Origin of the sequence: Paraburkholderia aspalathi, assembly GCF_905220735.1 — a bacterium.
Lineage (GTDB): Bacteria > Pseudomonadota > Gammaproteobacteria > Burkholderiales > Burkholderiaceae > Paraburkholderia > Paraburkholderia aspalathi.
The window spans coordinates 674,842-701,329 of the sequence record NZ_CAJNBA010000001.1; the positions used below are offsets into that span (position 1 = coordinate 674,842).

The following is a 26,488-nucleotide window of genomic DNA, read 5'->3' on the forward strand; positions in this document are numbered from 1 at the left end:
GCTGAATGGCTTTCCGTCGATGAAACGCTATTTCGACCCATGGCACGCCCGGATCAGGAATCTGCTGAGGGTGGCCCAGGGGCGTCCGGTGGCACTGGCGGTGTTGTTCGGCCTGAGCCTGCTCAACCTGTGCAGCGAATGGCCGAGCGATATAGCACGTCCAGCTTTCGTCGACACGCTCGATGAAACGCTTCCCGACTCCTTTAAAACAGCCCGGCAAATTCTGTTCGATCAGTATCAACGTCACTACCCACGGGTTCCGACGGCTCAGCCGGTGACCATTGTCGAGATAGATGAGGAGACGCTCGCAACCGTCGGCCAATGGCCCTGGCCGCGAAATCGACTCGCGAACCTGATCGATGCCATCGCGGCGCTGAAACCGCTGGCGATCGGTCTCGACATTTACATGCCGGAGCCGGATCAGACTTCTCCCGACAAGGTGGCGGGCAATCTGCCGGAAACGGCTGCGGCGCTGGCCGCCGGCCTGCGGGCGCTGCCCAGTCACGAAGCCATTCTCGCGAGATCGTTGCGCGCAGCGCCGACCATACTGGGCGCCGCGGCGCTCGATCATGCTGCGTTCGGCACCCGCACCGATCTGCGAAGCGCACCGATCCGCGTTCATGGCACCGACCCGCTGGGCTACGTGCCGCGTTTCGACTATGTTCTCGGCAGCCTGCCGGAACTGCAGGCGGCGGCCCGCGGGCAGGCGATGCTGAGCGTAGCGCTCGAACAAGGCGTAGTCCGGCACATTCCGCTCATCACGGGGTTGAGGGAGAAACTGGTCCCCAGTCTGCCGATGGAAATGCTCCGCGTTGCCACGGATTCATCGGCGATTGACGTCTTTGCGGATACCTCGGGCGTGCAAGCGGTGGGTGTCGCCGATGTGCTGGTGCCCACGCAGCCCGGAGGGGACATCTGGTTGCACTTCGCGTCCATTCGGTCGACGCTGAGCCGCTACGTATCGGCACGCGACGTCATGCAGGGAATAGTCGATCCGGAACGGATCCGGGACAAACTGGTGCTGGTCGGACTAACCGGTGCCGGCGTGACCGACATGCGCACGACGGCGCTGGGAGAACTGGTGCCGGGTATCGAGATTCAGGCGCAGGTCATCGAGACGATTGTCGAGGGACGGTTTCTGCGCCGCCCCACGTGGCTGAAATGGGCCGAATGCGCCTTCATCATGACGTTCGGGTTGCTGATCATCTGGTATGTGCCTCGTCCCCAATCTCGGTTCGCGACGTTCATCAGAGTTGTCCCGAAGGGTGTCGCCGCTGTGGGTATCAGCTTGCATCTGCTGAATCTTCTGTGCTGCTACTTTGTTTTTATCCGCTTTGGGCTGCTCGTCGATGCGGCCTCGATTTTCATTATTCTGTCTGCGGTCATGGGCTGCTTCCTGTCGCCCGCGTTACTCCGCTCCAATGAACAAACGAGAACGGAGGCCGCGGAGCGATCCGTTCGTTAATTCGGCAGACGCCTCGGAAGATCGGTGATGCGCGGCCCACAAGATCGAGCTTGCCCGAGGCACGATGCAAGCGCCTGCTCGCCGAACCATTTCTGCGTGTCCAGGTTGTAGTGCACGCTGCCGTCTCCACCACCTAACGTACCGCCCTGGAAAATACCGAAGCTAGGCGGTTGTCCATTCCAGTCCGGCGATTGCGATGCGTCGGCGAAACTGAAGATGCGAGGATTCGCGTCGACGAAGCCACCGAACACTTTCTGCATCGACGCAAGCGCGGCGGGGTTATAAGGCGCGACCGCGTTGGTGACGTTGTCGTAAGCGGTCGACAACGGCTTCACGATCAGCACCGGGAAGGTCGAACCCACCGCGGCAAAGAAACTGCTGAACAGGTAAGCGTAATTCTGCGGCGCGCGACGAATCGTCGTTGCGTTGCCGGCCGAATTCAGCGGTGCAGCTTCTGCCTCCCACTGGTTCCATTCCAGGCCGAGGATGCGCGGCTTCTTGCCAGTCGCGAGGATCTGTTTCAGCCCTAGATACATCATGCGGCGCGCGAACGGTGCAAGCGCATACGTCGGCGTCTTGCTTGCATCGAGCAGGGGTTGCCAGAGATTAACGCCATGCACCGTCCAGCCGCAGCAGCCGCTGAACGCATCGTCTGCGACGTCCACGCCCTGGCTGCCCCAGCCGATATGAATGATGTACAGATCGGGCAGCGGCTCGCCTGCATTGATCGCCGACTGCCACGCGTACGCGGCGAAATCGGCGGCATTTCCGCTGCCGCCGTAGTAGCCGAGATTCATGTCGGACGACGTGCTGTCCGACCAGTTCACCCACGACACGTGATCGATCGCGGATATCGGCTGGGTAAATGGCGCACCCGACCCGTCGGCGTTACCTGCGATGTTGCTCCAGCCGTCGTTGCGGATGCCCCATACATTGGGTGCCGGCATCCCGCCGGTGCCCGCGCCTGCACCCGAGGCTCCCGTCAACGTCAGATCCGTGGGCAGGCCGTTAAGACCGGCACTGTTGCTCTGCCCCATCACGAACAGGACCGCCACCTCGTCGTGCCGGAAGCGCGCTCCTTTGTTCCACGATTCTGCCGCTGCGGCATTCGGTTGGGCCGTCGCGTCGGCGGCAACGGACACCTGCACCCCGCTCGCAGCCAACACGAGCGGCAGCGCAATCCGCATCAAGAAGTTCTTCATGCCTGTCTCCTAGGATCGCCGGTTCACTGTTTGACCGGCTGGCTGATTGGTTGGCCCAAACCGTCGATGTCGGGACCGTAGTTGCCGGAAATCACAGAGAACTTGACGGTGTTGGCCGCACCGGCTTTTAGCGGAACCGTGACCTGAGCACTCGACAGGATCGGAAAGTCCCAGGTGCCTTCACCAGGAAACTGCACGGGAACCGGTGGGCCATTGTTGACGCTCACGCTCAGTGCACGAGGCGAACCACCACCGTCGTCCGCGCTGATATACACCACGGGGACTGCATACTCGCCATCGACAGGCACCGCGATTCCGTTGAACTGGAGGCTCGAATCCGAGTTCACAAAATTGCCGACCTTTTCGTGGCCGCTGCATATGTTGCATGCCTGGACTGCCGCATCCTGAATGATGTTGGTGGCGCTTTCCGCTTGATAGGCGACAGGCGGCAACGCGGGTTGCGGAGCGGCGATCAGCGTCACCTTGTCGATCGACGGAGCGTGGTGGCCCTTGTCCGGAAGAGCGAAACTCAGCGTGTTGCTTCCCGGCACGAACGGCATGTACAGCGTGACGGTGCCTTGGGCGTGTCCGGTGGTAACGGGCAGTTGGATCGTTGTGAGTACGCTGTCGTTGAGTGTCAACGGCACCTTCAGCGAAGACGTTCCTTCGTTCCGGTACGTCACGTCGATGTAGCCGCCCGTGGTTGCATTCACCGTATAGCTTGCTGCGCCGTCTTCATGTCTGCCTGGTTTGGCTGGGTGGATTTTCGATGCATCGTCCACGCCGGCGATGGTCAGCATGACGGAGCCGCCAGCCGGAACAGCGGACACCGTGTACCCGGACCTGTGCGAACCCAGATCCTTGTGCGCCCAGATATCCCGCACGCTGGCCGAAGCAGCGGGGTCTAGCCCGAGATCCTTCCAGTTCACCGTGATCGGAGCGGCCGACCCGGTTGTGTTGAGCAGAACTACCGCACGGCGACCTTGACCGACGAGCAGCTTGGCCCACACGCCCAGACCGTTCTGCGGCACCGCGACCCGGATCGCCTGAAGGCCACGCGGGTCCTGATCGACGGCGAGCACCTCGGGATTGGTCAGCGTCGCCATCGTTGCCGAACTGATCGGCGTCGTGACATCGAGACCCAGGATAAGCGGTGCGCCGGAAATGGCCCACAGGCTCATGTGCGTCTGATCCTGCGCGGCGGTCAGACCGAACCCGGCAAGCATCATGTCCGCGTCGTTATAGACGCCTGTATGTTGGGCTTCCGGAAACAGATTGCCGTAGAAATTCTGGTTCACGATTCTGGAAAAATCAGGCGTGCTTTGATGACCCGGCGTGCCGGTGTCATAGGTGATGTCCTCGGTCGTTCTCCACAGATCCGCGACTTGCCCCCAGTCATACGATCTGCCCGTCTTGTCGGTGTGAAAACTGTTCGGATTGATGCTGTAGACGATCTGCCGATTCACGGCAGCACCCGCGCTGTTCAGCGCATCGCGCATCTTCTGGAAACCGGCCACCTGATCGTCGACGGTGCCATCTGGCGAGCACCAGTCGTACTTCACGTAGTCGACGCCCCATGCCACGAATGTATTGGCATCCTGAACTTCGTGACCAAGACTGCCCATCGGGTTGGTGTGTCCAGGGTACAGGTTGTTACGCTGAGCACAGGTTTCGGCTGCGGGCACTTCATACATGCCGAACTTCAGACCTCTGGCGTGAACGTAGTCGGCCAGCGCTTTGATGCCGCTGGGAAACTTCACGGGGTCGGCGACCAGGTTGCCTTGCGCATCGCGGGACGGCGCGAACCAGCAGTCGTCGACGTTGATATAGCTGTAGCCCGCTTTCATCAACGGACCATCTTTCTTCAGGCCGTCGGAGATAACGTCCGCGGCCGTTTTCACCAGATCCTCGGTGATGTTGCAGCCGTACGCATTCCACGAGGCCCAACCCATAGGCGGTAGTGCAATCGATGCAATCGACCCTCGGGCCTGAGTTTGCGATGACGCGTCTTGTGCGGAAACGTTTGCGGAGTTGGCCGCGACTTGCGCGACGCTCGCGGCGTTGGAGGACCCTTGCTGGTCGCCTCCGCAGCCGGACAAAACGAAAGCCATCACGATGCTCGCGAAGAACAGATACACCTGTGTACGACCCAGGATTTTCATGATTTTCCTTTGCTGAAAAATGAAACTGGGACTTCTGGGTAGGTGCTCTTTCTTGGCGTTGTGTCGGCCAGGTCGACATCGTTATTGCTGGCCGAGCGCAACGTGATTTCGTTTAGATAGAGCGCCTTAGGTTCGCTCGCGCAGAATTTGATTCGCCTGCGGCGGAGCGTTGGCTGAAGCGAAAGTGTTAGGTGGAAGTGAAGGGGGATTGCCGGTTGCGCCGGGCTAGGAAGCGTTGCAGCGACGGCAGGTGCTGCAGCCGGGGGATGGCAGCAGCGCTGCCTGACTTCAGCAACTCGCGACGCTTTTGACTGATGGAAATCTTCATCGTGTCTCCTGCTGTGAATTTATGCTGAATCCACTAATGAATATATAGTTCAAATATGCACGCGTAAGGATTTGTCAGACATTAGGTTTTTCCCCTGGTATCGTGTTGCAAATGGTGGGATGGGGATGCGGGGAGTTGATGTTGCTGGGGTGGAGTTGGATCGGTGTTTTGTGGAATTTAGGAAGCCGTATTTTTTGTGATCTCGGCAGAATGCCAAGGATCCGTACTTCGCGAATTTCCGGGGCAGTACTTGAATTCGATGTTGGGCGATATACGACGCGATGCAAATGACGGCGTGAAGGATGCGCGGAAAGCACTGAAGCTGCTTAACAAAAACCGTTTCAAGAAATAGCCAAAGCCATGACAACAGTTTTGTTTGATCTGCTCGAAAAGCTCGACGCAGAGAAGATTCACTACACTTTGAGCCGCAATCGCCCCGATACCATCCTGGTGTCAATCGCAGTTGTCGGGATGCGCGTTGAGGTCGACGTGTTCCGCGACGGGCACACGGAGGTATGCGTATTCAATGGATCGGAGGGCGAGGCGGAAGACGCCGGGGTTCTCGAGCGGATCATCCGTGAGAACGCAGACTGATTGGCGTCGTCGGAAGCGGATGAGTTTGCCGAGATCGGTGGCGGTCATCCTTGACGGATATGTCGAACTGCATCCTGTAGGCCTGACATTTGACGAGTGCGAATTAGCGTTTCCATGGCAACGCTACGAGCGGTTGTGAGAACGTGCCGATCGCCATCTAGATGGTCCAGCAGTAGACGAAAGAGAGCAGGATTCCGCATCACGGTCTCCGATGCGCGCCTGAGGCGCATAGCAACGGTCAGTTTAGAGCGACCAGTATAGAGATGAACGCAGGCTTAACAAAAGGCCACGCGCCGCCAGCAAAAAACAGTGCCGTCAACCACCCGGATCCCTCGGCGATCCGAAATGGCCACGCTCCCGTTGTTGTATCCGCGAGGGCGTCTTGCGGTTGAAGCGTCTGCGCGTCAAACGCCCTGATTCTCCGCATGATTTCGCGTTGGCGCCATATGTGCCCTTGAGAATTTGCGTACATATTGACTAATGCAGAAATTAGTCCGAGTGCGAAACACGCAGCTGCCGGGTAACTTCCAAGTGTCGCTTTGGCGGCACTTTCGCTCGCGTAGATTGCTGAAACACCAGCTAAGCCAGCGCTGTTAACAAGCGCCAGCGTACGGACAGTTTCGAGGTTCCATACTTGAAAAGCCTCCGAGCAGTCTGACTGCCACTTTAAAAGTGCGTCTCGGACAAGCCTTCGGTAATCCGGATTCTCTTGCCCTGACATGATGCCCTATGAATTTCGATGTTCTGAGCCAATGATAGCAGTATGGCGGACATTCATCATGCCACCTAGCGCACGTGTCGTAGTTCCCGTCGCACGGGTTTACGAGCAATGCATAGTGCGAAAATATCTACCATGATTAAATGATATTAGGATTGCTACGAGCTGAAAGGAGATCGTCGTGGCTATTTATAAATACCCGCAATTCTTACAGCAAGGAGACGACGTCTTGTTTGACAAGGTCTGGTCGCCCGGAGGTACTGCCCCTCTATCGGGTATCTATCGGTGCGAAGGCTGCGGTATCACAATCGTCTCCACTAGAGGGCATACTCTGCCCCCCCAAAATCACCATCAGCACACTGTCGCGCAAGGCGCTATTCGTTGGCAGCCGATAGTTAAAACGCATTTCTGACAAAGAAGAGTGTGCAGTGGAAGACGACGGCGACACTCAGATCAAGGTCAACATATTGCGTGACATAGGTTCGCCAGACAACGATGCACGTGGCGCGTTTTGTGAACACTTTCGTGCAGAGATAGACGAGTTCGCGACGTACATGTCAGTCGCTCTGAACAAGTGGGGCGAGTTCTTTGATGGCGTGCCCGAAGATGACGAGCGCCGTCGTGCCGTCGTCGCTATTTTGTTTACGACCATCAACCTCAATGTAACGTCGTTCAAGCTTTTCATGTCTGGGCACACTGTGGCCGCTGGAGGGCTCTTTCGTCAAGTCATAGAGTCCGTGGCTTTGGCACTTCTTTGTTCTGCCAAAGATTTGCCAGTCCTAGGTCAGTTTATGGATGATCAGTATTCGAGTAGCAATGCCGTGGCACACCTGGTCAAATTTCGAAAAGCCGCTCATGTGAGAAAAGACGCGCTTGAGCCGATGACGAAGGCATACAAGTTCTTCCACAAGTTCTCACACCCCACTAAGCTGACTATCGCATCGAGTGTTGATTTTTCCGCAGGCGGAGTTCCAAGGCTAGGGGCTTTTTTTGATCCGGACAAGCTGAAGGAATATCAAAAGGACGTATCTGGTCGGATCAGCCTGTCTAAGGCGTTTCCAAACTTCATCGATGGTGTACTGCAAAACGTGGCCAAGTGGTGACTCCCTGCAAATCCAAGTCGTGCCCTAACGAAGCTTGCCGGATCTTAAGCTTGTTATGAACGAACCCATTTCATTCCCGCAACCGCCTCAGATCTCCGAGGAAGAATGGGAAGCCTGTCGAGAATCTGGCGATTACTGTCCTATCTCATTTGAATGGTACAAGTTCGTAGGTGCAGCGTGCGCGTTTGTAGCGCACATTCAGATCGATTCGCCAGCGCTCCGGGAAATCCCCGCTGTCCACTATGCAGTCGTTACGGGTCTTCTAAACCGCTGCGCGCGATTGATGCTTTCTAATCTGGCGCTGTCACATGAAGGTAAGTTCGGAGAGACTACGGCGATAGTTGACCGCTGTATATTCGAATCAGCGATCAAACTTATGTGGCTGTGCCACGGAGACGAAGCAAGTGATCGATTTCTACGTTATCTCGCCGATGGATTGCGGACTGAGTTGGAGTTAAAAAAGAAGATTAGTGATGCAATCTCCCAAAGGGGAGCAATGGTTGCGATCGAGAAGCGGATGCTAGCATGTATTGACCGACACATTTCGTGCGCTGGCCTGACTGATCGCGAGGTAGAGCAAGCTAGAAAGCTCCCCAACCTTGCTGCAATGATCGAAAGTTTGGGCCAAGATCGGCTAACGTACATCGTGGGACAACGGCTCGGATCTCATCACATTCACGGAACGTGGCCCAGTCTCGTAATGCATTACCTTGAACATTCGGATGATGGTACCTTCAATCTGCGTGGGCATGATTGCGATACGCATGTGAACCAATACGTAGTGATACCCCATCTGGTGCTGGAGGCTATGGGGAATTTCGTCTGTTTCATTATGGCCGAGCAGGAAGACGTGCTTTCTATGACGCAGCTTTTCGAGTCAATTCAGAAGGAGATTCAACGCGTTCTCAAAGTAATTGCAGAAGGCGACTGGGACATCGTCGAGCGTGCAGATCCGAATTCACCGCAACGTGCCGTCGATTGACGACTTAAGAAACAAGGCCGTAGGGTCAATTTTTTCGCCACTCGGTGCAATGAGCCGAATAGAAGCAGGAGAGGAGCCCTTTTCACTTCCTCAGCAGCATGTGCGGCTCTCGCTCACTGTCGACTGGAGCAGTTCCTTCCTATGCTTCGAAACCTAGCTCCGCTCTGAGTTACCGTCGAGCTTTAACGTCGATGACGGGCAGTTCAAAGTCTTGAGCTTCGCTTCAATTTGAGTGAGAAGCTCATCAAGGGCGCGTTGGCGACCTCGATGTCGCCATGGTGCAGTCAGCAGAAACAGTCCCAGTGCGAAGCCCGCACAGCAAAGGAGCAAACCGCCGCTGCTGATTTTTGCGCCCAACCCAAACTGCCAGATCATCTGCAACGGAACGCCGCTCATGAAGAGCATGGGCAAGCTGCACACGAAGGCGATCCGATCGTTAAAGCGCTGCATGCGCTTGCGGGTACGAAGTGCAAGTTCGTCTGCACGCAGTTGAAGGCATTCCGAAATGTTCGGATGGTCTGAATTGTAAATCTTGTGAAAGTCTTCAAAAACGTCCATTGGTCTTGTTCGTCTGTACGATTAGTTAGTTAACGGATCGCATCACGCGAACTTTAGCGTTCGGCCGCTCGAACCGGAACAAGGTTGTAGCCTAGCGGGGCGGTGATTGCGGATCCCCAAATGGGCGAACCAGCAAATGTAGTGAATCGGGTTCAACCGGTATCAGATCCTCATCCTCCTCGCCGTCGGCATCGAGGCAATCGCTGATGAACTCACCACAGCGGTTCAAGAGCGCCCAAGGCATCGAGATTGAAACCATGATCGGTGTGGATCGCGTCGTAGATCAGAACTACGATCCCAATTTCGGCAATGCGAAGCATGGTGTATGCACGGCGCGATTGACTCGTTCCTGAAATGCCTGACCGACCGCGGGAAACCTATCTTGAGCATCGTCCAACGGCACACTATTTCGTTAAGGTGCGTCGGTCTGCATGATTGAATTGTCCTGTTGCGTCCATTTTTCCTTGATATATTTAGACGCAAACTCCACTTCGGGAAACAATGTTCGAGAATTTATGTTCAAGACGTCGAGCTGATCGATGATATCTTGCTTGGAATCATGAGGAATTTTAATCCTTTGAATTTTGATGCCCTTGGACGCGGCGGGCTTCTGAAATAGAAGGAGCCCTGCGACAATGAATGCTCCTGATTGCGCGATGACTCGACGGTTGTTTTTCAGTGGGTAAACGAAATAATATCTCTGTAAGTCAACCGGTTTGGCAATATCTAGGAAGTACGGCTTTTCAGTCCGAACGAACTGATTAAGTCGTTTCATGGGCGCCAGGCATCTAAATTCCTTTAATTTTTCTTTATCTTCCAATGTCTCATTTGAGTTAAGGAAGGTTCGAATCGTATCTTTTTCTTGATCACTTAGTCGAGCGAGATTGGATATTAGGCTGACAGTGTCGCTATCAGCAAATTTGACCCGACTGGCTAGAAAGTCAAAGATCTCTACGACACCGTCCTTGCTGTGATGCTCGGTTTCGTTGCAAGCGAAATACAATCCAACAAGCGGGTTAAGAGAGACATCGAGGAGCCGCGTCGGAAGCCCGTAGTGTTGGGCGCGTACGAGCTTATCGAACATTGACTTGTCCATGCCAAATTCAGACGGAGCCTCGAGCATCATCTCACTGAAAATTTGACTTTCTGCGTTTGGTTTTAGGTTCCGTAGCACCGACGGCTTCAACTTCCACGTAACGTCTGCCTGTCCCCGGTAGCACCTCGCAGCTGAGTCATCTGAGCGATGTTCAAATACGTGTCCTAAAAAGGACCTCACATCGTGAGCTTGTAGTTCGGCAGCTTTCATGGTCTCGTCTTTGTTTGTTAACAACCGCCAGTCATGATGACTGTTCGGGTCGTCACTTCACTCCCCGAGCTTTGCGAAGTCGCCGACACTGGGCAACACTTTCCATGATACCTACCTAGGGAATTGTTGACTGTTAGTTCGACGCGGTCGAAGTTGTCTCTGCAACTCTTGGGGGCGATGCTCGGTGCTCGTCCTTGGCATCCGGCTCAGCCTTTCACCCATGCAATGTAAGGGCACCAGACCCGCGTGGCAAGTACTGCGGGACGATGATCTTGAACGTTGGATGTCCGATCTTTGGAAGCTGGAACGTCCGTAATAGATCGGAAGTGTACATTCGCTGAAGTTGGGGTCAGCTGTTCGGTGCGACTGCGTGACGAACGTTCAGTCAGCGGCAGTTAGCGGAAGGGCCAACGCCGATTGGCGAATGGCGGGCCGGCCAAACGCGCGCCACCTTCGTCCTATCTCTCCTTATCCGTTCGGCCAAATCAAACATTTAGCCTACAAGATTGAAGTCAACCTCGGTCGCCTCCCTTATAATTACCAAGTCGTCAGGAGACACCCGGCGACCAGGTTTGACAGCCTGATTGTTACGTCCGCACCCCGCTTAGGCGGGAGTGCGTCTGCTGCTGCACGTCTATATTCTATGGGCGGGCTGTAGTGGGGGAGCCGCAAGGCTCGCCGGCTTGACGTAACACCGGTCTGTCAACCCTTCTACGTGCCCGCTCACCCCTCCAGCGAGTGTCGGGCGATCCAAGAAGTAACAGGGAGATCGTCACCATGAGCAAGTCCAACAAAAACCAACCCACTTCACGTCAGCCAGTCGACGCAACCCAGTACGAAAAGCTTGCCCTGTCGGCATTCGATTTATGCGACCGGCACCTGGCTCAACTGGATACCTTGATCACACTTGCGTCCTCGATATGTAGGAATCCTTCCATCACGCTGGAGGAAAGAAGGCGTCGTCAGACGCTTCTTGAATTGCTGGTGGACAAGGCTGAGCAATATCAGCAGGAACTCGAATGCGACCGTGAGTTGTACAAGGTCATTGCGCTCGATGCGAAGGGCGTTCCGCAGAGCCGCATCACGGCCCGCCACGCAGCGAACCTGCTTGCAGAAGAGGTGGCGCAACGAGCAGGCGAACCGACAGCCACCGCAAACGAGCCACAGCGCCAAAGCTCATCAGAGAAAACTGCCGCAACGTTAAGAACCGACGCAGCCCAACAACCGGTCGTCGCGCAACACTAGACGATCAAGAAGGGCCATCGGCTGACAAGATGGTACAGCCGAAGAATCGTTCGGAACCCACCCACACTGAGACGGCCGTCGTCCGTCTCAGTGCTGTCACATAACCCAGACCATCAGCAACCCGCGTCACCCGGCGCAACCTCACCCGCATACCACCGCACCTACCTGGAATATGTCATATCAATCCGCCAACAGACCGCTTAAAGTAGGCGAAAGCACCTCCGTCCCGGTTGCCGGTCTGAGTTGACCCGACTACTATGCGTGTTAGCTTTGGCATCAACTTCTCGAGACCTCATGTCGCAGAACGTGAACAGAAAGGGCGGCGTAAGGCGTCGATCATCCTGGCACACAAAGGAGTCTTGAATGTCGATTGAACAAGTCCTGTATCGTGCTCACGCACACGTCACCGGCGGTCGCGACGGACGCGCGACTATTCCCGATAGCCACCTCGATCTCAAGCTGACCACGCCGAAGGAGCTCGGCGGCGGAGGCGGCGACGGAACGAACCCCGAGCAACTCTTCGCGGCGGGATATAGCGCATGCTTCATCGGGGCAATGAAGTTCGTTAGCGCGCGCGACAAGATCGCGCTGCCAAAAGACGTCGCCATTGATGGCAATGTCGGCATCGGACAGATCCCCAATGGCTTCGGCATTGAAGTCGAACTGAAAATCTCGCTGCCGGGCATGGACCGCGCAGAGGCGGAAGCGCTGATCGCCAAGGCGCACATCGTCTGCCCATATTCGAACGCCACACGCAACAACATCGACGTCAAGCTGACGCTGGTCTAAGCCGCGCGTCGTCACGCGCACTTTCGAGTGCAAGCAGCGGATGCCGTGTCGCGCAAAGCGGGGCGCATCTCTGAGGTTCATGACATGGACAATGCCGCCGAAAACGCTGCTCGCACCCGAATCCAGCCGCAACGGGCAATCGCCGAGTTTGCCAGGGTTCTCTGGCATCTGCGCGCCATCCTGGCGATGCTGCTGATACTCTTCTTCATTTTGACGGTCGCCATGTATTACGTTGGCGGGGCCGTCGATGTAGCCACACGCACGCCCTCATCGCTAGGCCACACCTTCTATTTTTGCGCGGTCACGGCGCTGACCATCGGCTACGGCGACGTGGTGCCGACCACCACACCGGGCCTCATCATCGCGGTTCTGCTTGGACTGCTCGGCGTGTTGATAACAGGCGTGGTAACGGGTTCGGCCGTTTATGCCATCCAGCTCGCGGCGCATCTGATCGGGCGACACGAAGCGCAGTAGCCGACTTTACGACGAATATGTCATTTCAGATGGCCGCTACGTCTCCTAATATGTGTAGTTAGCGTTCTGATATGCTTTTTACCGTGCGCCGGCATGCGAATTCGATGTCGGTACCACTGGCAGGCGGTATCCACTCAAGAGGGTAGATCTCATCATGACCAGTCAATCGAATTCGCGGGGCGTGATCGGCGGCATCACCTTGCTCTTTACGGTGCTGACCGCGCTCTATCTGTTGATCGGTGGCGTATGGCTGCTGGCGGTCGGCGGCTCGGCCTACTACGTCATCACAGGCATCGTGCTGTTGGGCGTGGCCTGGCTGCTTTGGCGAGGCAGTCCCGCCGCACTCCTGCTTTATGCGCTCGTGCTGATCGGCACGGCGATCTGGGCACTCTTCGAGTCGGGTCCCGACTTCTGGGCACTCGCGCCGCGCTCCGGTGTACTCGTTATCTTCGGCGTATGGTTGCTGCTGCTCGTGAGCGGGCGGCTGGAGGGCGAGCGCAAGCTGGGTGTCGCGTCGCTCGTCGTCGCGCTCGTGGCATGGGCCGGCATACTCGTGTACGCCAACTTCAACGATCCGCAACAGGTCAACGGCACACTGAACGCTTCCGCGCCCGCGAGCGTCGCCAGCACCGGGATCGACCCCTCCGACTGGCCCGCCTATGGGCGCACCCAGGAAGGCACGCGCTACTCGCCATTGCAGCAGATCACGCCTGAGAATGTGAAGAATCTCCAGGTGGCCTGGACCTTCCGCACCGGTGACGTGAAGGGGCCCAACGATCCTGTCGAGATTACCAACGAAGTCACGCCGATCAAGATCGGCGATCTGCTTTACCTATGCTCGCCGCATCAGATCCTGTTCGCGCTCGACGCGAAGACGGGCACGCTCAAGTGGAAGTTCGATCCGCGACTGAAGAACGATCCGTCGTTCCAGCACGTGACATGCCGCGGCGTGTCGTATGTCGATCTGTCGACCAGTGCCCCGGCGGCCGCACCCGCTGCGGCGCCGGCGAGCGATGCCGCAGCAGCCCCCGCGGACGCCTCGGGCGCTGCTGCCACGCCTGCCTCGGGCGTCGCCGTCGCAGACGCCTCAGGGCCCGCTACGGCCGCCTGTACGCGCCGCATCTTCCTGCCGGTCAACGACGGCCACCTCTACGCCCTCGACGCGCTGACGGGCGAACGTTGCGCGGGCTTCGGCAACAACGGCGACCTCGACCTTCAACACGCTCAACCGGTCACAACGCCGGGCATGTACGAGCCCACCTCGCCGTCGATCATCACCAGCAAGGTGATCGTCGTGGCGGGTGCGGTGGAGGACAACTTCTCGAACCGTGAGCCGTCGGGTGTGATCCGCGGCTTTGACGTGCGCACGGGCGAATTGCTCTGGGCGTTCGATCCGGGCGCGAAGGACCCGAATCACATTCCGGGCCCAGGCGAACACTACTCGTGGAATTCGCCCAACTCGTGGGCACCCGCCGCTTACGACGCGAAGCTCGACATTGTCTATCTGCCGATGGGTGTGAAGACACCGGATATCTGGGGCGGCGACCGCACGCCGGAGCTGGAGAAATACGCCACCGGGCTGCTCGCACTCAACGCCTCGACCGGCAAGCTCGCCTGGTTCTACCAGAGCGTGCACCACGATCTGTGGGACATGGACCAGCCGTCGCAGCCCACCATCGCGGACATCACCGGCAAGGATGGTAAGACCGTGCCGATCGTGTACGCGCCGGCCAAGACCGGCAACCTGTTCGTGCTCGACCGCCGCACCGGCGTGCCGGTCGTGCCGGCGCCCGAAACGCCCGTGCCGCAGGGCGCGGCGCCCGGCGACCACGTTGAGCCGACACAGCCGTTCTCACAGCTCACGTATCGTCCGTCGAAGAACCTGACCGACGCCGACATGTGGGGCGCCACGATGTTCGACCAGCTTATATGTCGTGTGATGTTCCACCAGTTGCGCTACGAGGGCACGTTCACGCCGCCGTCGCTACAGGGCACGCTCGTGTTCCCGGGCAACCTGGGCGTGTTTGAGTGGGGCGGTCTTGCCATCGACACCGACCGCCAGATTGCCGTCGCGAACCCGATCGGCTTGCCGTTCGTCTCGCGTCTGATTCCGCGCGGACCGGGCAATCCGCTGGAACCGGTGGAGGGCGCCAAGGGCAGCGGCACGGAGTCAGGCGTCCAGCCGCAGTACGGTGTGCCGTACGGCGTGACGATCAATCCGTTCCTCTCGCCCCTGGGCTTGCCGTGCAAGCAACCGGCATGGGGCTATATCTCAGCGATCGATCTTAAGACCAACGAGATTGTGTGGAAGAAGCGCATCGGCACCGTGCGCGACAGTTCGCCGATTCCTCTGCCGTTCAAGATGGGCATGCCGATGCTGGGCGGTCCGATCGTCACGGCGGGCGGCGTCGCGTTCATTGGCGCAACGGCGGACAACTACATCCGCGCGTTCAACGTGAATAACGGCGAGCAGATCTGGGAGGAACGTTTGCCCGCAGGCGGTCAGGCTACGCCGATGAGCTATTCGATCGATGGCCGTCAGTACGTTGTGATCGCGGCGGGCGGCCATGGCTCGTTCGGCACCAAGCTCGGCGACTATGTGATTGCCTACGCGTTACCAGCGCGGTAAGCGGCACGCGCCGCGCATGCGGTTTTTCTTGTCCCTTATGCGGCGCATTGAATGCGCCGCTTTTTATATCGTCGAATGAACCATTCACGCTTTGCGTCGCGAGCCTGTGTCGTGCTGGCCTCGATCGCGGTGCACGCCACGCTTGCGCATGCGCAAAGCTCCGTCACGCTCTATGGCGCACTCGATACGAGCATTGAAGTCACTAATCCGGGGGCGGGCTACGTTGCTCGCCTAGATTCGGGCGCTTATCGTGGATCGCGCGTCGGCTTGCGCGGCGTCGAGGATATCGGCGATGGCGTCAAGATTCTGTTCACTTTGGAGAATGGTTTCAGTTCAGCTGACGGCACCTTTGCCGTCGCGAACACGATCTTCAACCGCCAGGCCTGGGTCGGAGTGGATACGCTTTACGGCACCGTGCGCGTCGGCCGTCAGTACTCGCCGATCTATATTCCGTTCAAGGGCGGCCTCGATGCGTTCGACGCCGGCACGATCGCTTCCGGTCTCGACAACCTCTCCAAGATCACGCCCTACGAGAGCAATGCGATCACCTATCTCTCGCCGGAATTCCACGGTTTCTCCACGACCATCATGGCAGCCCTGCGCGACGGCGACGCCAGCAATGATGGCAACGGGCTCGCCGGCCACATCGAAACCTTCGCATGGCGCGAGGGACCGTTCCGCATCTCGTACGCGCATCAACAGACGCATGGCGACGGCGCGTTACGCGCTAACCTGGGTGGCGTCTCGTACATCTATGGCCCGGTCACGGGGTTTCTATCGTTCTTCAATGGCGATGGCGGTACGCCGCGATATCACAACGACGGTGTAGCCGTCTCCGCGCGCTATGCCGTGAATTCGCACTTTCGTGCCTCACTCGGCTACACCTATCTGCGTGATCGCTCAGGTGGTGACAACAACGCCGATCAGTTCAGCGCGGCATGCGAGTACGACCTCTCCAAGCGATCTCTGCTCTATGCGAGTGCCGGCTGGTTGCGCAATCGTGGGCAGGGTGAGTTCACGTTGCGCGGGGTGAATGTGACGGGGCTCACGCCGTCGTGGCCGGGGGCTTCTGTGCGGGGCGTGCAGTTCGGCATGATTGAGCGTTTCTAACGTTGCGCTGTGGGAGCTTGTCCGTTCATCCGTGCGCGGACTGGGTGAGCGTACGCGCGTTGCCTCGCCGGACTACAATCAGTTATGTGACCCTAATCATTCATTGACTGCGCGCCGGCTTCAAACCGGTCAGCCAGGTTCGCAGCAGAGTAGCGGCTTAAGCAGACCTGATTGCAGTCAGCCACAAGTGGCGTCCCGGCAAAGGAGGGGCGATGCATTGGCAACCAAGCTCCGGCGTGAACGTTAAACGCATCGCAATGATGGTTGCGGTCGTTGTGGGCGCTCTGATCGTTGCCGGGCGTCTCACTGGCGTCGTGGTCGACTGGCTGTGGTTTGCTTCAATCGGTTACGTCGACGTTTTCTGGACGACTCTCTCCGCCAAGGCACTCCTCTTTGCCGCCGTGTTCGTAGTGTCGGCGAGCGTAATTGCTGCATCGGGGTTTCTTGCGCATCGTTACGCGCGGCGTCCCGGTAGCTGGCAAGTTGAAACGGCCCGTCTGTCAGGTACGCCGGAGTTCATCAGTGAACTGGCGGACCAGCTCGCACCGCGCATTCCATGGCGCGCCAGCATTGCGGGCTGCGCGATTGTCCTGGCGCTGATCATCGCTGGGGGCGAAATCTCTAACTGGGATCTGGTGCTGCGCTTCCTGCATCAGGTGCCCTATGGTGACCGTGATCCTGTTTTCGGGCAGGACATTAGCTTCTATCTGTTCTCGTTGCCCGCCTATCTTGCGTTCAAGAACTGGCTGCTGCAGTTGATCTTCTGCAGTGCGCTCGTTGCAGCCGCGGTGTATGGAGTTCGCGGCGACGTCATGTTTGATCGGGCACCGCGTGTACTCTCTCCCGCTGCCATTGCTCACGCTTCAGCACTGCTCGGTGCGTTCTTTCTCCTGAAGGCCTGGTCTTACACACTCGACCGCTTTCTGCTGCTCTACGGCGATAACGGCGTCGTGGTCGGCGCCGGCTATACCGACATCCACGTCGAGCTTCCGGTCTTGTGGGTGCTCGTTGGCCTTGCTGTTGTTGCAGCTGTCGCGTGCTGGGTCAATATGCGCCGGCAGGGATATCGAATTCCTGTCGCCTCGGTGTTGCTGGTGTTCGGTACCTCGTTCGTGTTCGCCTTGATCTACCCGGCGCTGTTCCAGCGCCTCTATGTCAAGCCGAGTGAACTGCAACTGGAGATGCCCTATATCAAACACAATATCGCGCTAACGCGAATGGCTTACGGCCTCACACAGATCGCGGTAAAACCGTTTCCGGCTGATCAGGAATTGAATCTGGCCTCGCTCGAGGCCAATCGCGCGACCGTCGATAACATTCGGCTGTGGGATGTGCAGCCGCTGATGGATACCTATGCGCAGTTGCAGGAGATCAGGACGTACTACAAATTTTTCTCCGTCGACATCGATCGCTATCGACTCGACGCCGGATATCGACAGGTGATGCTGTCGGCCCGCGAACTGGAGCCTTCGATGCTCCCCGCCAACGCACAGACCTGGGTGAACCTGCACCTCCTGTTCACCCATGGCAACGGCGTCGTGATGTCGCCCGTCACTGAAAAATCGACGGAAGGTTTGCCGTCCTTCTATCTGCAGGATATTCCGCCTGTCGCGCACGGCGGGCCGGCTATTCGCGAGCCGCGTCTGTATTTTGGTGAAGGGGGTGAGGGTTACGTCATTGTGAAAGGCAGCATCCCCGAGTTCGACTATCCCAAGGGTAAGGACAACGTCTACACCGCTTACAGCGGGAGCGATGGTATTGGCTTCGGCAGCACCGCGCGCCGCAGCCTCTTTGCCTGGCAGTTCAACGATCCGAACATTCTGCTAACCGACTACATCACGAACAGTAGCCGCATTCTGCTGCACCGTAACATTCAGGATCGCGTGCGCACGATCGCCCCGTTCCTCAGGCTCGATCACGATCCCTACCTCGTCACAAGCAACGGACGCCTTTTCTGGATGCAGGACGCGTATACGACGAGCAGCTGGTTCCCCTACGCACAGCCGGGCTTCGACGATGGCGCCAACTACATCCGCAACGCAGTCAAGGTTGTGGTCGACGCATATAACGGTACGGTCGATTTCTATGTCAGCGATCCTGGCGATCCGATCATGCGAACTTATCAGCGCATTTTCCCGGGTCTGTTCAAGCCGCTTGCGACGATGCCGCAAGATCTTCAGCAACATATCCGCTATCCGGAAGAGCTGTTCCAGATCCAGGCGCAACTCTACCGGGCCTATCACATGGATGCACCGGAGGTTTTCTACAATCGCGAGGATCTTTGGCAGTTCCCACGGGAACTGATCGGCGTTGATGGCGGGAATAGTCCCGGCACGCCGATGGCGCCTTACTACATGATCATGCGGCTGCCCGGGGAACCGCGTGAGGAGTTCGTCCTGATGCTGCCGATGGTGCCCAGCCAGCGCGACAATATGATCGCGTGGCTCGCCGCGCGTTGCGATCCGCCTAACTACGGCAAGCTTGTCGTCTACTCGTTCCCGAAGGATAAGCTTGTCTATGGGCCGTTCCAGATCGAGGCGCGCATCCAGCAGAACACCGAGATTTCGCAGCAGATTTCGCTGTGGAACCAGATGGGTTCGCGTGTCATTCGCGGCCATCTTCTTGTTGTGCCGATTGAGAATTCGATTCTCTATATCTCGCCGCTCTACCTGCGTGCGGAGTCGGGGCAGTTACCTGAGTTGAAGCGGGTGATTGCCGCGTATGGGGATCGGGTGGTGATGAGGGAAACGTTGGGTGAGGCGTTGGCGGCGCTTTTCAAGGAAAGTGGTCCGCTCGCGTCGCAGCCTCAGGGGACAGCGGATGCGCGTGCGCGTGAGGCGCTTGCACACTATGACCGTGCGATCGAGCGATTGAAGGCGGGGGACTGGAGTGGGTTTGGTGTGGAACTGGATGCGCTGCGGCCGCTGCTTGAGGCGCTGGGTGGGGGGCGATCAGACGGGAAGAAGTGATTCAACCGATCGCCAACATTGGAATTCCCGCCAGGCAGCGCCCATCATTGGACGCTGCCTGATTCCAAAGTTACTCAACAAAATCCGTCGCTTCGGATGAGCCCTTCCACGCTTCAAGATCGCGTTGGACCGCCGTCGCTTTTTGCGCCGCCAGTTCGTTGGCGATCTTGCCGGCGAACAGGTGCAATGGCGGTTCGGCGACATCAACAGCCTGCATGATCAGCATGGCCAACTTGTCCGGATCACCGGCCTGATGCCCATGCAGCGTGCCCAGGTGCAGATCGAGCGACGCCTTGGCTTCGGTGTATTCATCGATCTGTCGTTTGGCCACCGCCAGCGCGCCACTCGACAAAAACTCCGTGCGCACCGGCCCAGGGTAGACCACCGTTGCCTTGATGCCGAACTCGGCCACCTCAGCGGCGAGCGACTCAGTCAGGCCCGCCAGCGCGAACTTGCTCGCCACATAGCTGCCCCAACCAGCGTAGCCTCCTTGATAGCCGACAATCGAGGAGAGGTTGATAACATGCCCGCCGCGCTGCTCGCGCAGATGCGGGAGCGCGTGCCGGAGTACCAACAGCGGTGCGAACAGGTTGACTTCGAAATTCTGCCGAAGCTCCTCGTCCGAAAGCGCCTCGACGGTGCCCTGTTGTGCGTAGCCGGCGTTATTGACGATCACGTCGACCTTGCCGAACGTCTTGACCGTTTGCGCGATGGCGGAGCGCACGCTCTGATCGTTGGTCAGATCCACTTGCAGAGGAAGAAATTGCTCCGATGCGGGGCCGATCGCTTCCGTCAGCGACGCCACGGTTCGCGAAGTCGCGGCGACGTAATCGCCACGCGCGAGGAGTTGCCGTACGAGCCGTTGGCCGACGCCTTTCGATGCGCCAGTGACGAACCAGATTTTCGCAGACTTGTTCATGATGATTTCCTTAAGAGATATGGAATACGAAATAAAATATCAGCGATATTTAAAAAGAATGTGACCAGCGCCTTACTTGAGCGCCACGCTCATTCCACCGTCGGCCATCACAACTGCGCCGACGATATAGCTCGCTTTCTCAGAAGCCAGAAAGGCGATCACTTCAGCAATTTCACGCGGATCGGCCGCACGCTTGATCGGCGCGTTCTTGCCGTGCTCGGCGAGGAAGGCCGGGCCGTCGTCGTGAAGATGGTTTGTGATGTTCGTCACGGCATCGCCGGATCCCACCGCATTGACACGAATGCCGTGATCGATCGCCTCGAGCGACATGGCGCGCGTCAACTGAGCGAGTGCGCCTTTCGAGGCCGCATAGGCCGCGATCAGCGGAAAAGCCTGGTAGCACGCGTATGAACCCACGTTGACGATTGCGCCGGTCTTCGCCGGCATCATCGCGCGCATGGCTTCACGCGAGAACAGGAATGCGCCGGTGGAGTTGACCGCCTGGATACCGTTCCAGTCGTCGAGAGTCATCTCGATGACCGGTTTGTTGATGATGATCGCGGCGTTGTTGACCAGAATGTCCAGCTTGCCGAAGTGTTCCATCGCAGCGGCCACCGCGCGCACTGCACTTTCCTCATGCGCGACGTCGGCGATTAGCGGGACGATCCCGGGCCGGGCCAACGCTTCGACATTGTCGCCGCGTCCAACGGCGATCACGCTCGCGCCTTGGGAGTGCAACAGTTCGGTGGTGGCGAGTCCGATACCGCTTGCCGCACCGGTGACGATGGCAACCTTGCCGGCGAACGGTTGGTGGGTGGATGCTTGTGAAGTCATGATGAATTGCTCCAAAGAAATGAGGATCAGGAGATGAGACCTGTTAGAAAGGGCTCGCTGTTGGGCGCACAACGATTTCGCTGACATCCACGTCCGCCGGCTGCTCGACTGCGTAGGCGATCGAACGCGCAATGGCGTCCGACGTCAGCGCCACGCGGCGGAAGTCCTGCATCGCTGCGCGCGCGGTGTCGTCGGAGATCGAATCGGCCAACTCCGATTCCACGACGCCCGGGCAGATCACGGTCACGCGAATCTTGTCGGTTTCCTGACGCAGACCGTCCGAGATGGCGCGCACGGCGAACTTGGTGGCGCAATACACGGCGGCCGTCGGCGAGACAGAGAGGCCGCCGATCGAGGAGATATTGATGACCTGGCCAAACCCCTGGCGCTCCATGGTCGGCAGGACCGCAGCGATGCCGTGCAGCACGCCGCGAATATTCACGTCGATCATGCGATTCCATTCGTCCACCTTTGTCGCGCTCAAGGGCGACAAAGGCATCACGCCGGCGTTGTTGACGATCACGTCGATGCGGCCGAAGGCGTCCAGTGCGGATTGGGCGAATGCGTTGACGTCGTCGGCGGACGTGACGTCGAGTGCCTTGTAACGAACCGAGCCGCCGCTTGCCTGGATTTCTTCGGCCAGCGCCGCGAGTCGTTCTGTGCGCCGCGCGCCGATCACGAGCTGGTGACCTTGGGCGGCGAGCAGCCGGACCGCTGCTTCGCCGATACCGCTGCTTGCCCCGGTGATAAGGATGACTTTGGGTTGATGGGTTTGCGTTGTCATGTTGCGTTCTCCGTGCCAATAAGCTGTGCAGGTTTGTCAGAGGGAGAGGCTACGAAGTCTGCGCACGAGGCGGCAAAGCAATCGCGGCGCGGTCTCCCGAGCGCTTCGGCCACACCGTGCAGCCGATAACCCATCTTATGAGCCGAGCTCCTGCACGCGAATACACGTGACAATCGCGGTATTGCCTATTCCTATTGAAGTGGATGCGGGCCGCCGAGCGTATCCGGTAGAATTTATTCACCCGATCTGGCGAAAGAGGAGTCTTCGTGACAGTTACCGACAACCCGGTTTCCGCAAAGATGGTGAGCTTGCTCGAGCGTCTGGCTCCGAATGAGGGGTACACGCAGTCCGCGCTGGAGGGCGTGCGGTTCATGCGCTCGGACCGGCCGCTGGGGCGCACGCCGGTGCTGTACGAGCCCAGCATCGTGATCGTGTGTCAGGGACGCAAGCTGGGGTTTCTGGGCGAGGAGGTGTATGTCTACGACGCCCAGCACTATCTGATCTTGTCCGTGCCACTGCCGTTCTCGACTGAAACCGAAGCGAGCGAGGCGGAGCCGATGCTGGCTGTGACACTGCGCCTCGATCTGATTGAATTGACCGATCTGATACTGGCGATCGATCGCAGCGGAAGCCATCAGGAAGGCACGCCGCTAGGGATCGTATCGACGCCGCTCGAGGGAGACCTCGCCGAAGCAGCCTTGCGCCTGCTGCAAGCCCTGACGTCACCTCTGGACGCGGAGGTGCTGGGGCCCGCAATCGTGCGGGAAATCTGCTACCGGGTATTGATCGGGGAACGCGGCGCAGCGATGAGGGCTGCACTCGCGCATCAGGGGCGCTTCGGCAGGGTCGCGAAAGCGCTGCGGCGAATTCACACTGACTACGCGCAGCCGTTGGATGTCAGTCGTCTCGCGGAAGAGGCGGGGATGAGCGTTCCCGCGTTTCATGTCAACTTCAAAACCGTCACGCTCACCTCGCCGATCCAATACATCAAGTCGACGCGTTTGCATCAGGCGAGGCTGCTGATGATTCGCGACGGTTTGACGGCGGCTTCAGCCTCGGCACGTGTCGATTATGAAAGTCCCTCGCAGTTCAGTCGCGAGTTCAAGCGCTTCTTCGGACGTTCACCGGTCGATGAGGCTCGAGATATGCGGGCATCGTTCGCGCTATCTCCGGCTGCGACGTTCGACGCGTTCTCTGCTTCTCACTGACATCAAAATGAGGTGGGCGCCCGGTGCTATGCATCGGATCGCGCTCGCGCGATTTTTTTGGGGCCGGTGTGCTTCGCTCCTTTCTGGCGTGTTTAGACATGCACTGATTTGCATGACGCGGCCAAAGTTCCAGCGGCAGTGTTGCAGTGTGGTAAACGGTCTATTGACGAATGATGGGTCTTATCGCGTGAGGTTTGCCTCTACCATTGCACCGGTGCTGCATGTGCCAGTCATAAAGGAGTCTCATGAACCTCGCTTCGATCCGCAAAGACGCCTTTGCGATGCCCGTTCACAATCCAGCCTACCCCCGGCCGCCGTACCGCTTCATCAATCGGGAATACTTCATCATCTCGTATGAAACCGATTTCGATGCGTTGCGCGCCATCGTGCCGGAGCCGTTGCATCCGGAAAACGACCTCGTGCATTACGAATTCATTCGCATGCCCGATTCGTCGGGCTTCGGTGACTACACCGAAAGCGGCCAGGTTATCTCGGTGCGAGACCAGCAAGGACGCCTCGGCAACTACACGCATTCGATGTACCTCGACGACGAAGGCCCGATCGCCGGCGGCCGTGAGATCTGGGGCTTTCCGAAGAAGCTGGCTAAGCCGACCTTGAGCGTCGATGGCAATGACACACTGCTCGGCACACTCGACTACGGCACACAACGTATCGCAACCGGCACGATGGGCTTCAAGCATGTGCCGCTCGACATCGAGGTTGAACGCAAGAAGCTTGCGGACACACCGAATTATTTGCTGAAAGTGATCCCGCACGTTGATGGTTCGGCGCGCGTGTGCGAACTCGTGCGTTTCTATCTGCGCGACGTGAGCGTGCTGGGTGCGTGGTCCGGTCCCGCCGCGCTCGAACTGCATCCGCACGCATTGGCGCCCGTCGCCGATCTGCCAGTGAAACGGGTGGTCGGCGCGCGACATGTGATTGCTAATCTCACACTGGATATCGGCGAGGTTGCGCTCGATTATCTCGCCACAACCGAGAGCGTGAAGCTCGCAGTCAATCAATAACGGTACGTGAACCGATAAGGAAGGAACGCAACATGTCGTTGAACAATAAAGTCGCGCTGGTGACGGGCGCAGCAAGCGGTATTGGTGAGCAGTGCGCACGCAAACTGGCTAGCCTCGGCGCCGCAGTAGTGATTGCCGACCTGAATCTCGAGAACGCACAGAAAGTGGCCGACAGCATCGTCGCCGCGGGCGGCAAGGCGCTGGCGGTTGCAATGGATGTGACGAATGAAGAAGCAGTCAATAGCGGCATCGAACGTGCGGTGCAGGAGCTCGGCAGAATCGATGTGCTCGTGTCGAACGCGGGTATCCAGATCGTCGCTCCAATCGAGGAGTATGCGTTTTCCGACTGGAAGAAAATGCTGGCCATCCATCTGGACGGCGCCTTCCTCACCACGAAGGCTGCCATCAAGCACATGTACGCGGGCGGCAAGGGCGGCTCGATCGTCTACATGGGTTCGGTGCATTCGCATGAGGCGTCGAAACTGAAGTCCGCCTATGTGACCGCTAAGCACGGCTTGCTGGGACTGGCCCGAGTGGTTGCGAAGGAAGGTGGACCGCGCGGCGTGCGGGCGAATGTCGTGTGTCCGGGTTTTGTGCGTACTCCGCTCGTCGACAAGCAGATTCCCGAGCAGGCCAAGGCGCTCGGTATCTCCGAGGCCGAAGTGGTGAAGAACGTGATGCTCAAGGAAACCGTCGACGGTGAATTCACCACCGTTGAGGACGTCGCCAATACGGTTGCGTTCCTTGCAGGCTTCGAATCGTCTGCGCTCACCGGGCAGTCGGTGATCGTGAGCCACGGCGGGTCAATGCAATAAGGGGTCGCGTATGCGCAGCAGCACAAAAAAAATCAACGGGCAGCCGGATGCGTTTGTGCTGCCGCGCTACGACGAGATCGCTCTGGTGCTTCAAGGTGGCGGCGCGCTCGGGTCTTACCAGGCCGGCGTCTACGAAGGCCTGGCCGAGACCGGTGTGCAACCGAACTGGATTGCCGGTGTCTCGATCGGCGCGCTTAACACCGCCATCATTGCTGGCAATGCGCCGGAAAACCGCGTGGAAGCGTTACGAGGCTTCTGGGATTCGATCTGCCATCCGCTCGACTGGGTGGGTGGTCTGGGCGCATGGATGCTGCCCGGCTTCGGCGCGCAGGACCTGTCGCGCAAGTGGGCGAGTTTGTGGGCAGCCAGTCGCGCGTTGACAGAGGGGCAGCCAGGTTTCTTCTCGCCGCGCAACCCATTGCCAATGGCAGGTTTCGGCAAGCAAAACCCCAACGCGGTCAGCTATTACGACACGGCCGCACTGAGGGAAACGCTGTTGAAGTTCGCCGATTTCGATCGAATCAACGATGGCGACATCCGAGTCTCGGTGGGTGCGGTGAACGTGCGGACCGGCAACCTGGTGTACTTCGACAACACGAAAATGCGTCTGGAGCCGGAGCATTTCATGGCGTCAGGGGCGTTGCCGCCAGGCTTTCCGGCGGTGGAGATCGACGGCGAGTACTACTGGGACGGCGGCCTGGTTTCCAACACGCCGCTGACCGAAGTGCTTCGCGATGCGGACCACAAAGATACGTTGGTTTTCCAGGTCGATCTGTGGAGCGCGAGAGGTAATGCGCCCGGAGATTTTCTCGACGTGTCCGAGCGCGCCAAAGATATCCAGTACTCCAGCCGTACGCGAGCGGTAACCAGCATGCTGGCAGATCGTCAGAAGCATGCACGTTTCATCAAGGAGTTGCTCGCGCATGTTCCACCGGATCTGCGCAGGACCGATCCGCTATTCCGTCTTGCTGAAGAAGCAGCCGATGGGAGCGCGATCAATGTGGTGCACCTGATCTACAAGAACAAGCCGTATGAAGGGCATTACAAGGACTACGAGTTCAGCGTCGACACAATGCACGAGCATTGGGAAAGTGGCCTTGAAGACATTCGCGATTCGTTTGCGCATCGGGAGTGGTTCGATGTGCCGAGCCGCGAACAGGGTTTCGTGACGCATGACGTGCATCGCCGGCCTGGCTCTGTGCCGCAGTCCGATCGTGACATGCCCGAACTGCCCCTCGGAGCGGAACGGAAAGTCGCTGCGTGAACAAT

The 26,488-nt window shown here is 58.4% G+C and carries 23 protein-coding genes; 15 read left to right on the forward strand and 8 right to left on the reverse strand.

Annotated features, from left to right (window positions below; translation table 11 throughout):
* Positions 1–19: 19 nt before the first annotated feature.
* Positions 20–1,465, forward strand: a complete 1,446-nt coding sequence (locus KHO30_RS02925; RefSeq protein WP_211699990.1) for a CHASE2 domain-containing protein — start codon at positions 20–22, stop codon at positions 1,463–1,465.
* Here the strand turns inward: KHO30_RS02925 and KHO30_RS02930 are convergent.
* From KHO30_RS02930 to KHO30_RS02940, 3 genes are all read right to left on the reverse strand, one after another.
* On the reverse strand, positions 1,462–2,667 hold the full coding sequence (locus KHO30_RS02930) for a hypothetical protein (RefSeq protein WP_211699991.1): 1,206 nt from the start codon (positions 2,665–2,667) through the stop codon (positions 1,462–1,464). The genes KHO30_RS02925 and KHO30_RS02930 overlap by 4 nt on opposite strands.
* Positions 2,668–2,690: 23 nt before the next feature.
* Positions 2,691–4,829: an alpha-galactosidase D gene (locus tag KHO30_RS02935; RefSeq protein WP_211699992.1), complete on the reverse strand. Its 2,139-nt coding sequence runs from the start codon at positions 4,827–4,829 to the stop codon at positions 2,691–2,693.
* Positions 4,830–5,016: 187 nt separating this feature from the next.
* Positions 5,017–5,157, reverse strand: a complete 141-nt coding sequence (locus tag KHO30_RS02940) for a hypothetical protein (protein ID WP_211699993.1) — start codon at positions 5,155–5,157, stop codon at positions 5,017–5,019.
* A gap of 372 nt (positions 5,158–5,529) precedes the next feature.
* On the opposite strand from KHO30_RS02940, the gene KHO30_RS02945 reads away from it, so the two are divergent.
* The 3 genes from KHO30_RS02945 (at position 5,530) to KHO30_RS02955 (ending at position 8,554) form a co-directional block, all read left to right on the forward strand.
* The gene (locus KHO30_RS02945; protein ID WP_244863921.1) at positions 5,530–5,751 is read left to right on the forward strand and encodes a hypothetical protein; all 222 of its coding nucleotides are present in this window, start codon (positions 5,530–5,532) and stop codon (positions 5,749–5,751) included.
* A gap of 1,146 nt (positions 5,752–6,897) precedes the next feature.
* On the forward strand, positions 6,898–7,572 hold the full coding sequence (locus KHO30_RS02950) for a hypothetical protein (protein WP_211699995.1): 675 nt from the start codon (positions 6,898–6,900) through the stop codon (positions 7,570–7,572).
* A 55-nt stretch (positions 7,573–7,627) separates the two neighbouring features.
* A complete protein-coding gene (locus tag KHO30_RS02955; RefSeq protein ID WP_211699996.1) occupies positions 7,628–8,554 on the forward strand; it encodes a DUF5677 domain-containing protein in 927 nt (308 codons plus the stop codon).
* Positions 8,555–8,707: 153 nt separating this feature from the next.
* Here the strand turns inward: KHO30_RS02955 and KHO30_RS02960 are convergent, their stop codons facing one another.
* Entirely contained in the window at positions 8,708–9,112 is a 405-nt protein-coding gene (locus tag KHO30_RS02960) for a hypothetical protein (protein ID WP_211699997.1), read from the reverse strand.
* A 206-nt stretch (positions 9,113–9,318) separates the two neighbouring features.
* Between KHO30_RS02960 and KHO30_RS02965 the strand changes: the two genes are divergently transcribed.
* Complete coding sequence (locus KHO30_RS02965; protein WP_211699998.1) at positions 9,319–9,465, forward strand: hypothetical protein; 147 nt, start codon at positions 9,319–9,321, stop codon at positions 9,463–9,465.
* A 59-nt stretch (positions 9,466–9,524) separates the two neighbouring features.
* Here the strand turns inward: KHO30_RS02965 and KHO30_RS02970 are convergent, their stop codons facing one another.
* Positions 9,525–10,418 (reverse strand): FRG domain-containing protein, encoded by an 894-nt coding sequence (locus KHO30_RS02970; protein ID WP_211699999.1) that lies wholly within the window; start codon positions 10,416–10,418, stop codon positions 9,525–9,527.
* A gap of 777 nt (positions 10,419–11,195) precedes the next feature.
* Between KHO30_RS02970 and KHO30_RS02975 the strand changes: the two genes are divergently transcribed.
* From KHO30_RS02975 to KHO30_RS03000, 6 genes are all read left to right on the forward strand, one after another.
* Positions 11,196–11,663, forward strand: coding sequence for a hypothetical protein (locus tag KHO30_RS02975; protein WP_211700000.1), 468 nt, complete (start codon positions 11,196–11,198; stop codon positions 11,661–11,663).
* A 363-nt stretch (positions 11,664–12,026) separates the two neighbouring features.
* Entirely contained in the window at positions 12,027–12,452 is a 426-nt protein-coding gene (locus KHO30_RS02980; RefSeq protein ID WP_054033960.1) for an organic hydroperoxide resistance protein, read from the forward strand.
* Positions 12,453–12,536: 84 nt separating this feature from the next.
* Complete coding sequence (locus tag KHO30_RS02985; RefSeq protein ID WP_200654016.1) at positions 12,537–12,926, forward strand: ion channel; 390 nt, start codon at positions 12,537–12,539, stop codon at positions 12,924–12,926.
* 154 nt (positions 12,927–13,080) lie between these two features.
* A complete protein-coding gene (locus KHO30_RS02990; RefSeq protein ID WP_211700001.1) occupies positions 13,081–15,555 on the forward strand; it encodes a glucose/quinate/shikimate family membrane-bound PQQ-dependent dehydrogenase in 2,475 nt (824 codons plus the stop codon).
* Between the two features lie 75 nt (positions 15,556–15,630).
* On the forward strand, positions 15,631–16,665 hold the full coding sequence (locus tag KHO30_RS02995; RefSeq protein ID WP_211700002.1) for a porin: 1,035 nt from the start codon (positions 15,631–15,633) through the stop codon (positions 16,663–16,665).
* Positions 16,666–16,877: 212 nt separating this feature from the next.
* A complete protein-coding gene (locus KHO30_RS03000) occupies positions 16,878–19,634 on the forward strand; it encodes a UPF0182 family membrane protein (RefSeq protein WP_211700003.1) in 2,757 nt (918 codons plus the stop codon).
* 70 nt (positions 19,635–19,704) lie between these two features.
* Here KHO30_RS03000 and KHO30_RS03005 read toward each other — a convergent pair whose 3' ends face one another.
* From KHO30_RS03005 to KHO30_RS03015, 3 genes are all read right to left on the reverse strand, one after another.
* Complete coding sequence (locus KHO30_RS03005; RefSeq protein ID WP_211700004.1) at positions 19,705–20,553, reverse strand: SDR family oxidoreductase; 849 nt, start codon at positions 20,551–20,553, stop codon at positions 19,705–19,707.
* Between the two features lie 72 nt (positions 20,554–20,625).
* A complete protein-coding gene (locus KHO30_RS03010) occupies positions 20,626–21,387 on the reverse strand; it encodes an SDR family NAD(P)-dependent oxidoreductase (RefSeq protein WP_211700005.1) in 762 nt (253 codons plus the stop codon).
* Between the two features lie 43 nt (positions 21,388–21,430).
* A complete protein-coding gene (locus KHO30_RS03015) occupies positions 21,431–22,171 on the reverse strand; it encodes an SDR family oxidoreductase (protein WP_211700006.1) in 741 nt (246 codons plus the stop codon).
* A gap of 299 nt (positions 22,172–22,470) precedes the next feature.
* On the opposite strand from KHO30_RS03015, the gene KHO30_RS03020 reads away from it, so the two are divergent.
* The 4 genes from KHO30_RS03020 (at position 22,471) to KHO30_RS03035 (ending at position 26,483) form a co-directional block, all read left to right on the forward strand.
* Positions 22,471–23,379: an AraC family transcriptional regulator gene (locus KHO30_RS03020; protein ID WP_211700951.1), complete on the forward strand. Its 909-nt coding sequence runs from the start codon at positions 22,471–22,473 to the stop codon at positions 23,377–23,379.
* A 245-nt stretch (positions 23,380–23,624) separates the two neighbouring features.
* A complete protein-coding gene (locus tag KHO30_RS03025; RefSeq protein WP_054033950.1) occupies positions 23,625–24,404 on the forward strand; it encodes an acetoacetate decarboxylase in 780 nt (259 codons plus the stop codon).
* A 32-nt stretch (positions 24,405–24,436) separates the two neighbouring features.
* Entirely contained in the window at positions 24,437–25,219 is a 783-nt protein-coding gene (locus KHO30_RS03030; RefSeq protein ID WP_211700007.1) for a 3-hydroxybutyrate dehydrogenase, read from the forward strand.
* 10 nt (positions 25,220–25,229) lie between these two features.
* Positions 25,230–26,483 carry a DUF3734 domain-containing protein gene (locus KHO30_RS03035; protein WP_211700008.1) on the forward strand — a complete coding sequence of 418 codons (1,254 nt, stop codon included), beginning with the start codon at positions 25,230–25,232 and terminating at the stop codon, positions 26,481–26,483.
* Positions 26,484–26,488 lie beyond the last annotated feature (5 nt).

Excerpts from the sequence above, each read along its gene's own strand:
- KHO30_RS02955 (WP_211699996.1), top strand. The coding sequence starts at position 7,628 with ATGAACGAACCCATTTCATTCCCGCAACCGCCTCAGATCTCCGAGGAA.
- KHO30_RS02980 (WP_054033960.1), top strand. The coding sequence starts at position 12,027 with ATGTCGATTGAACAAGTCCTGTATCGTGCTCACGCACACGTCACCGGC.
- KHO30_RS02995 (WP_211700002.1), top strand. The coding sequence starts at position 15,631 with ATGAACCATTCACGCTTTGCGTCGCGAGCCTGTGTCGTGCTGGCCTCG.
- KHO30_RS02990 (WP_211700001.1), top strand. The coding sequence starts at position 13,081 with ATGACCAGTCAATCGAATTCGCGGGGCGTGATCGGCGGCATCACCTTG.
- KHO30_RS03000 (WP_211700003.1), top strand. The coding sequence starts at position 16,878 with ATGCATTGGCAACCAAGCTCCGGCGTGAACGTTAAACGCATCGCAATG.
- KHO30_RS02975 (WP_211700000.1), top strand. The coding sequence starts at position 11,196 with ATGAGCAAGTCCAACAAAAACCAACCCACTTCACGTCAGCCAGTCGAC.
- KHO30_RS03005 (WP_211700004.1), bottom strand. The coding sequence starts at position 20,553 with ATGAACAAGTCTGCGAAAATCTGGTTCGTCACTGGCGCATCGAAAGGC.
- KHO30_RS02985 (WP_200654016.1), top strand. The coding sequence starts at position 12,537 with ATGGACAATGCCGCCGAAAACGCTGCTCGCACCCGAATCCAGCCGCAA.
- KHO30_RS02925 (WP_211699990.1), top strand. The coding sequence starts at position 20 with ATGAAACGCTATTTCGACCCATGGCACGCCCGGATCAGGAATCTGCTG.
- KHO30_RS02935 (WP_211699992.1), bottom strand. The coding sequence starts at position 4,829 with ATGAAAATCCTGGGTCGTACACAGGTGTATCTGTTCTTCGCGAGCATC.
- KHO30_RS03020 (WP_211700951.1), top strand. The coding sequence starts at position 22,471 with ATGGTGAGCTTGCTCGAGCGTCTGGCTCCGAATGAGGGGTACACGCAG.
- KHO30_RS02960 (WP_211699997.1), bottom strand. The coding sequence starts at position 9,112 with ATGGACGTTTTTGAAGACTTTCACAAGATTTACAATTCAGACCATCCG.
- KHO30_RS03035 (WP_211700008.1), top strand. The coding sequence starts at position 25,230 with ATGCGCAGCAGCACAAAAAAAATCAACGGGCAGCCGGATGCGTTTGTG.
- KHO30_RS02970 (WP_211699999.1), bottom strand. The coding sequence starts at position 10,418 with ATGAAAGCTGCCGAACTACAAGCTCACGATGTGAGGTCCTTTTTAGGA.
- KHO30_RS02930 (WP_211699991.1), bottom strand. The coding sequence starts at position 2,667 with ATGAAGAACTTCTTGATGCGGATTGCGCTGCCGCTCGTGTTGGCTGCG.
- KHO30_RS03025 (WP_054033950.1), top strand. The coding sequence starts at position 23,625 with ATGAACCTCGCTTCGATCCGCAAAGACGCCTTTGCGATGCCCGTTCAC.
- KHO30_RS03030 (WP_211700007.1), top strand. The coding sequence starts at position 24,437 with ATGTCGTTGAACAATAAAGTCGCGCTGGTGACGGGCGCAGCAAGCGGT.
- KHO30_RS03010 (WP_211700005.1), bottom strand. The coding sequence starts at position 21,387 with ATGACTTCACAAGCATCCACCCACCAACCGTTCGCCGGCAAGGTTGCC.
- KHO30_RS03015 (WP_211700006.1), bottom strand. The coding sequence starts at position 22,171 with ATGACAACGCAAACCCATCAACCCAAAGTCATCCTTATCACCGGGGCA.
- KHO30_RS02965 (WP_211699998.1), top strand. The coding sequence starts at position 9,319 with ATGAACTCACCACAGCGGTTCAAGAGCGCCCAAGGCATCGAGATTGAA.
- KHO30_RS02940 (WP_211699993.1), bottom strand. The coding sequence starts at position 5,157 with ATGAAGATTTCCATCAGTCAAAAGCGTCGCGAGTTGCTGAAGTCAGGC.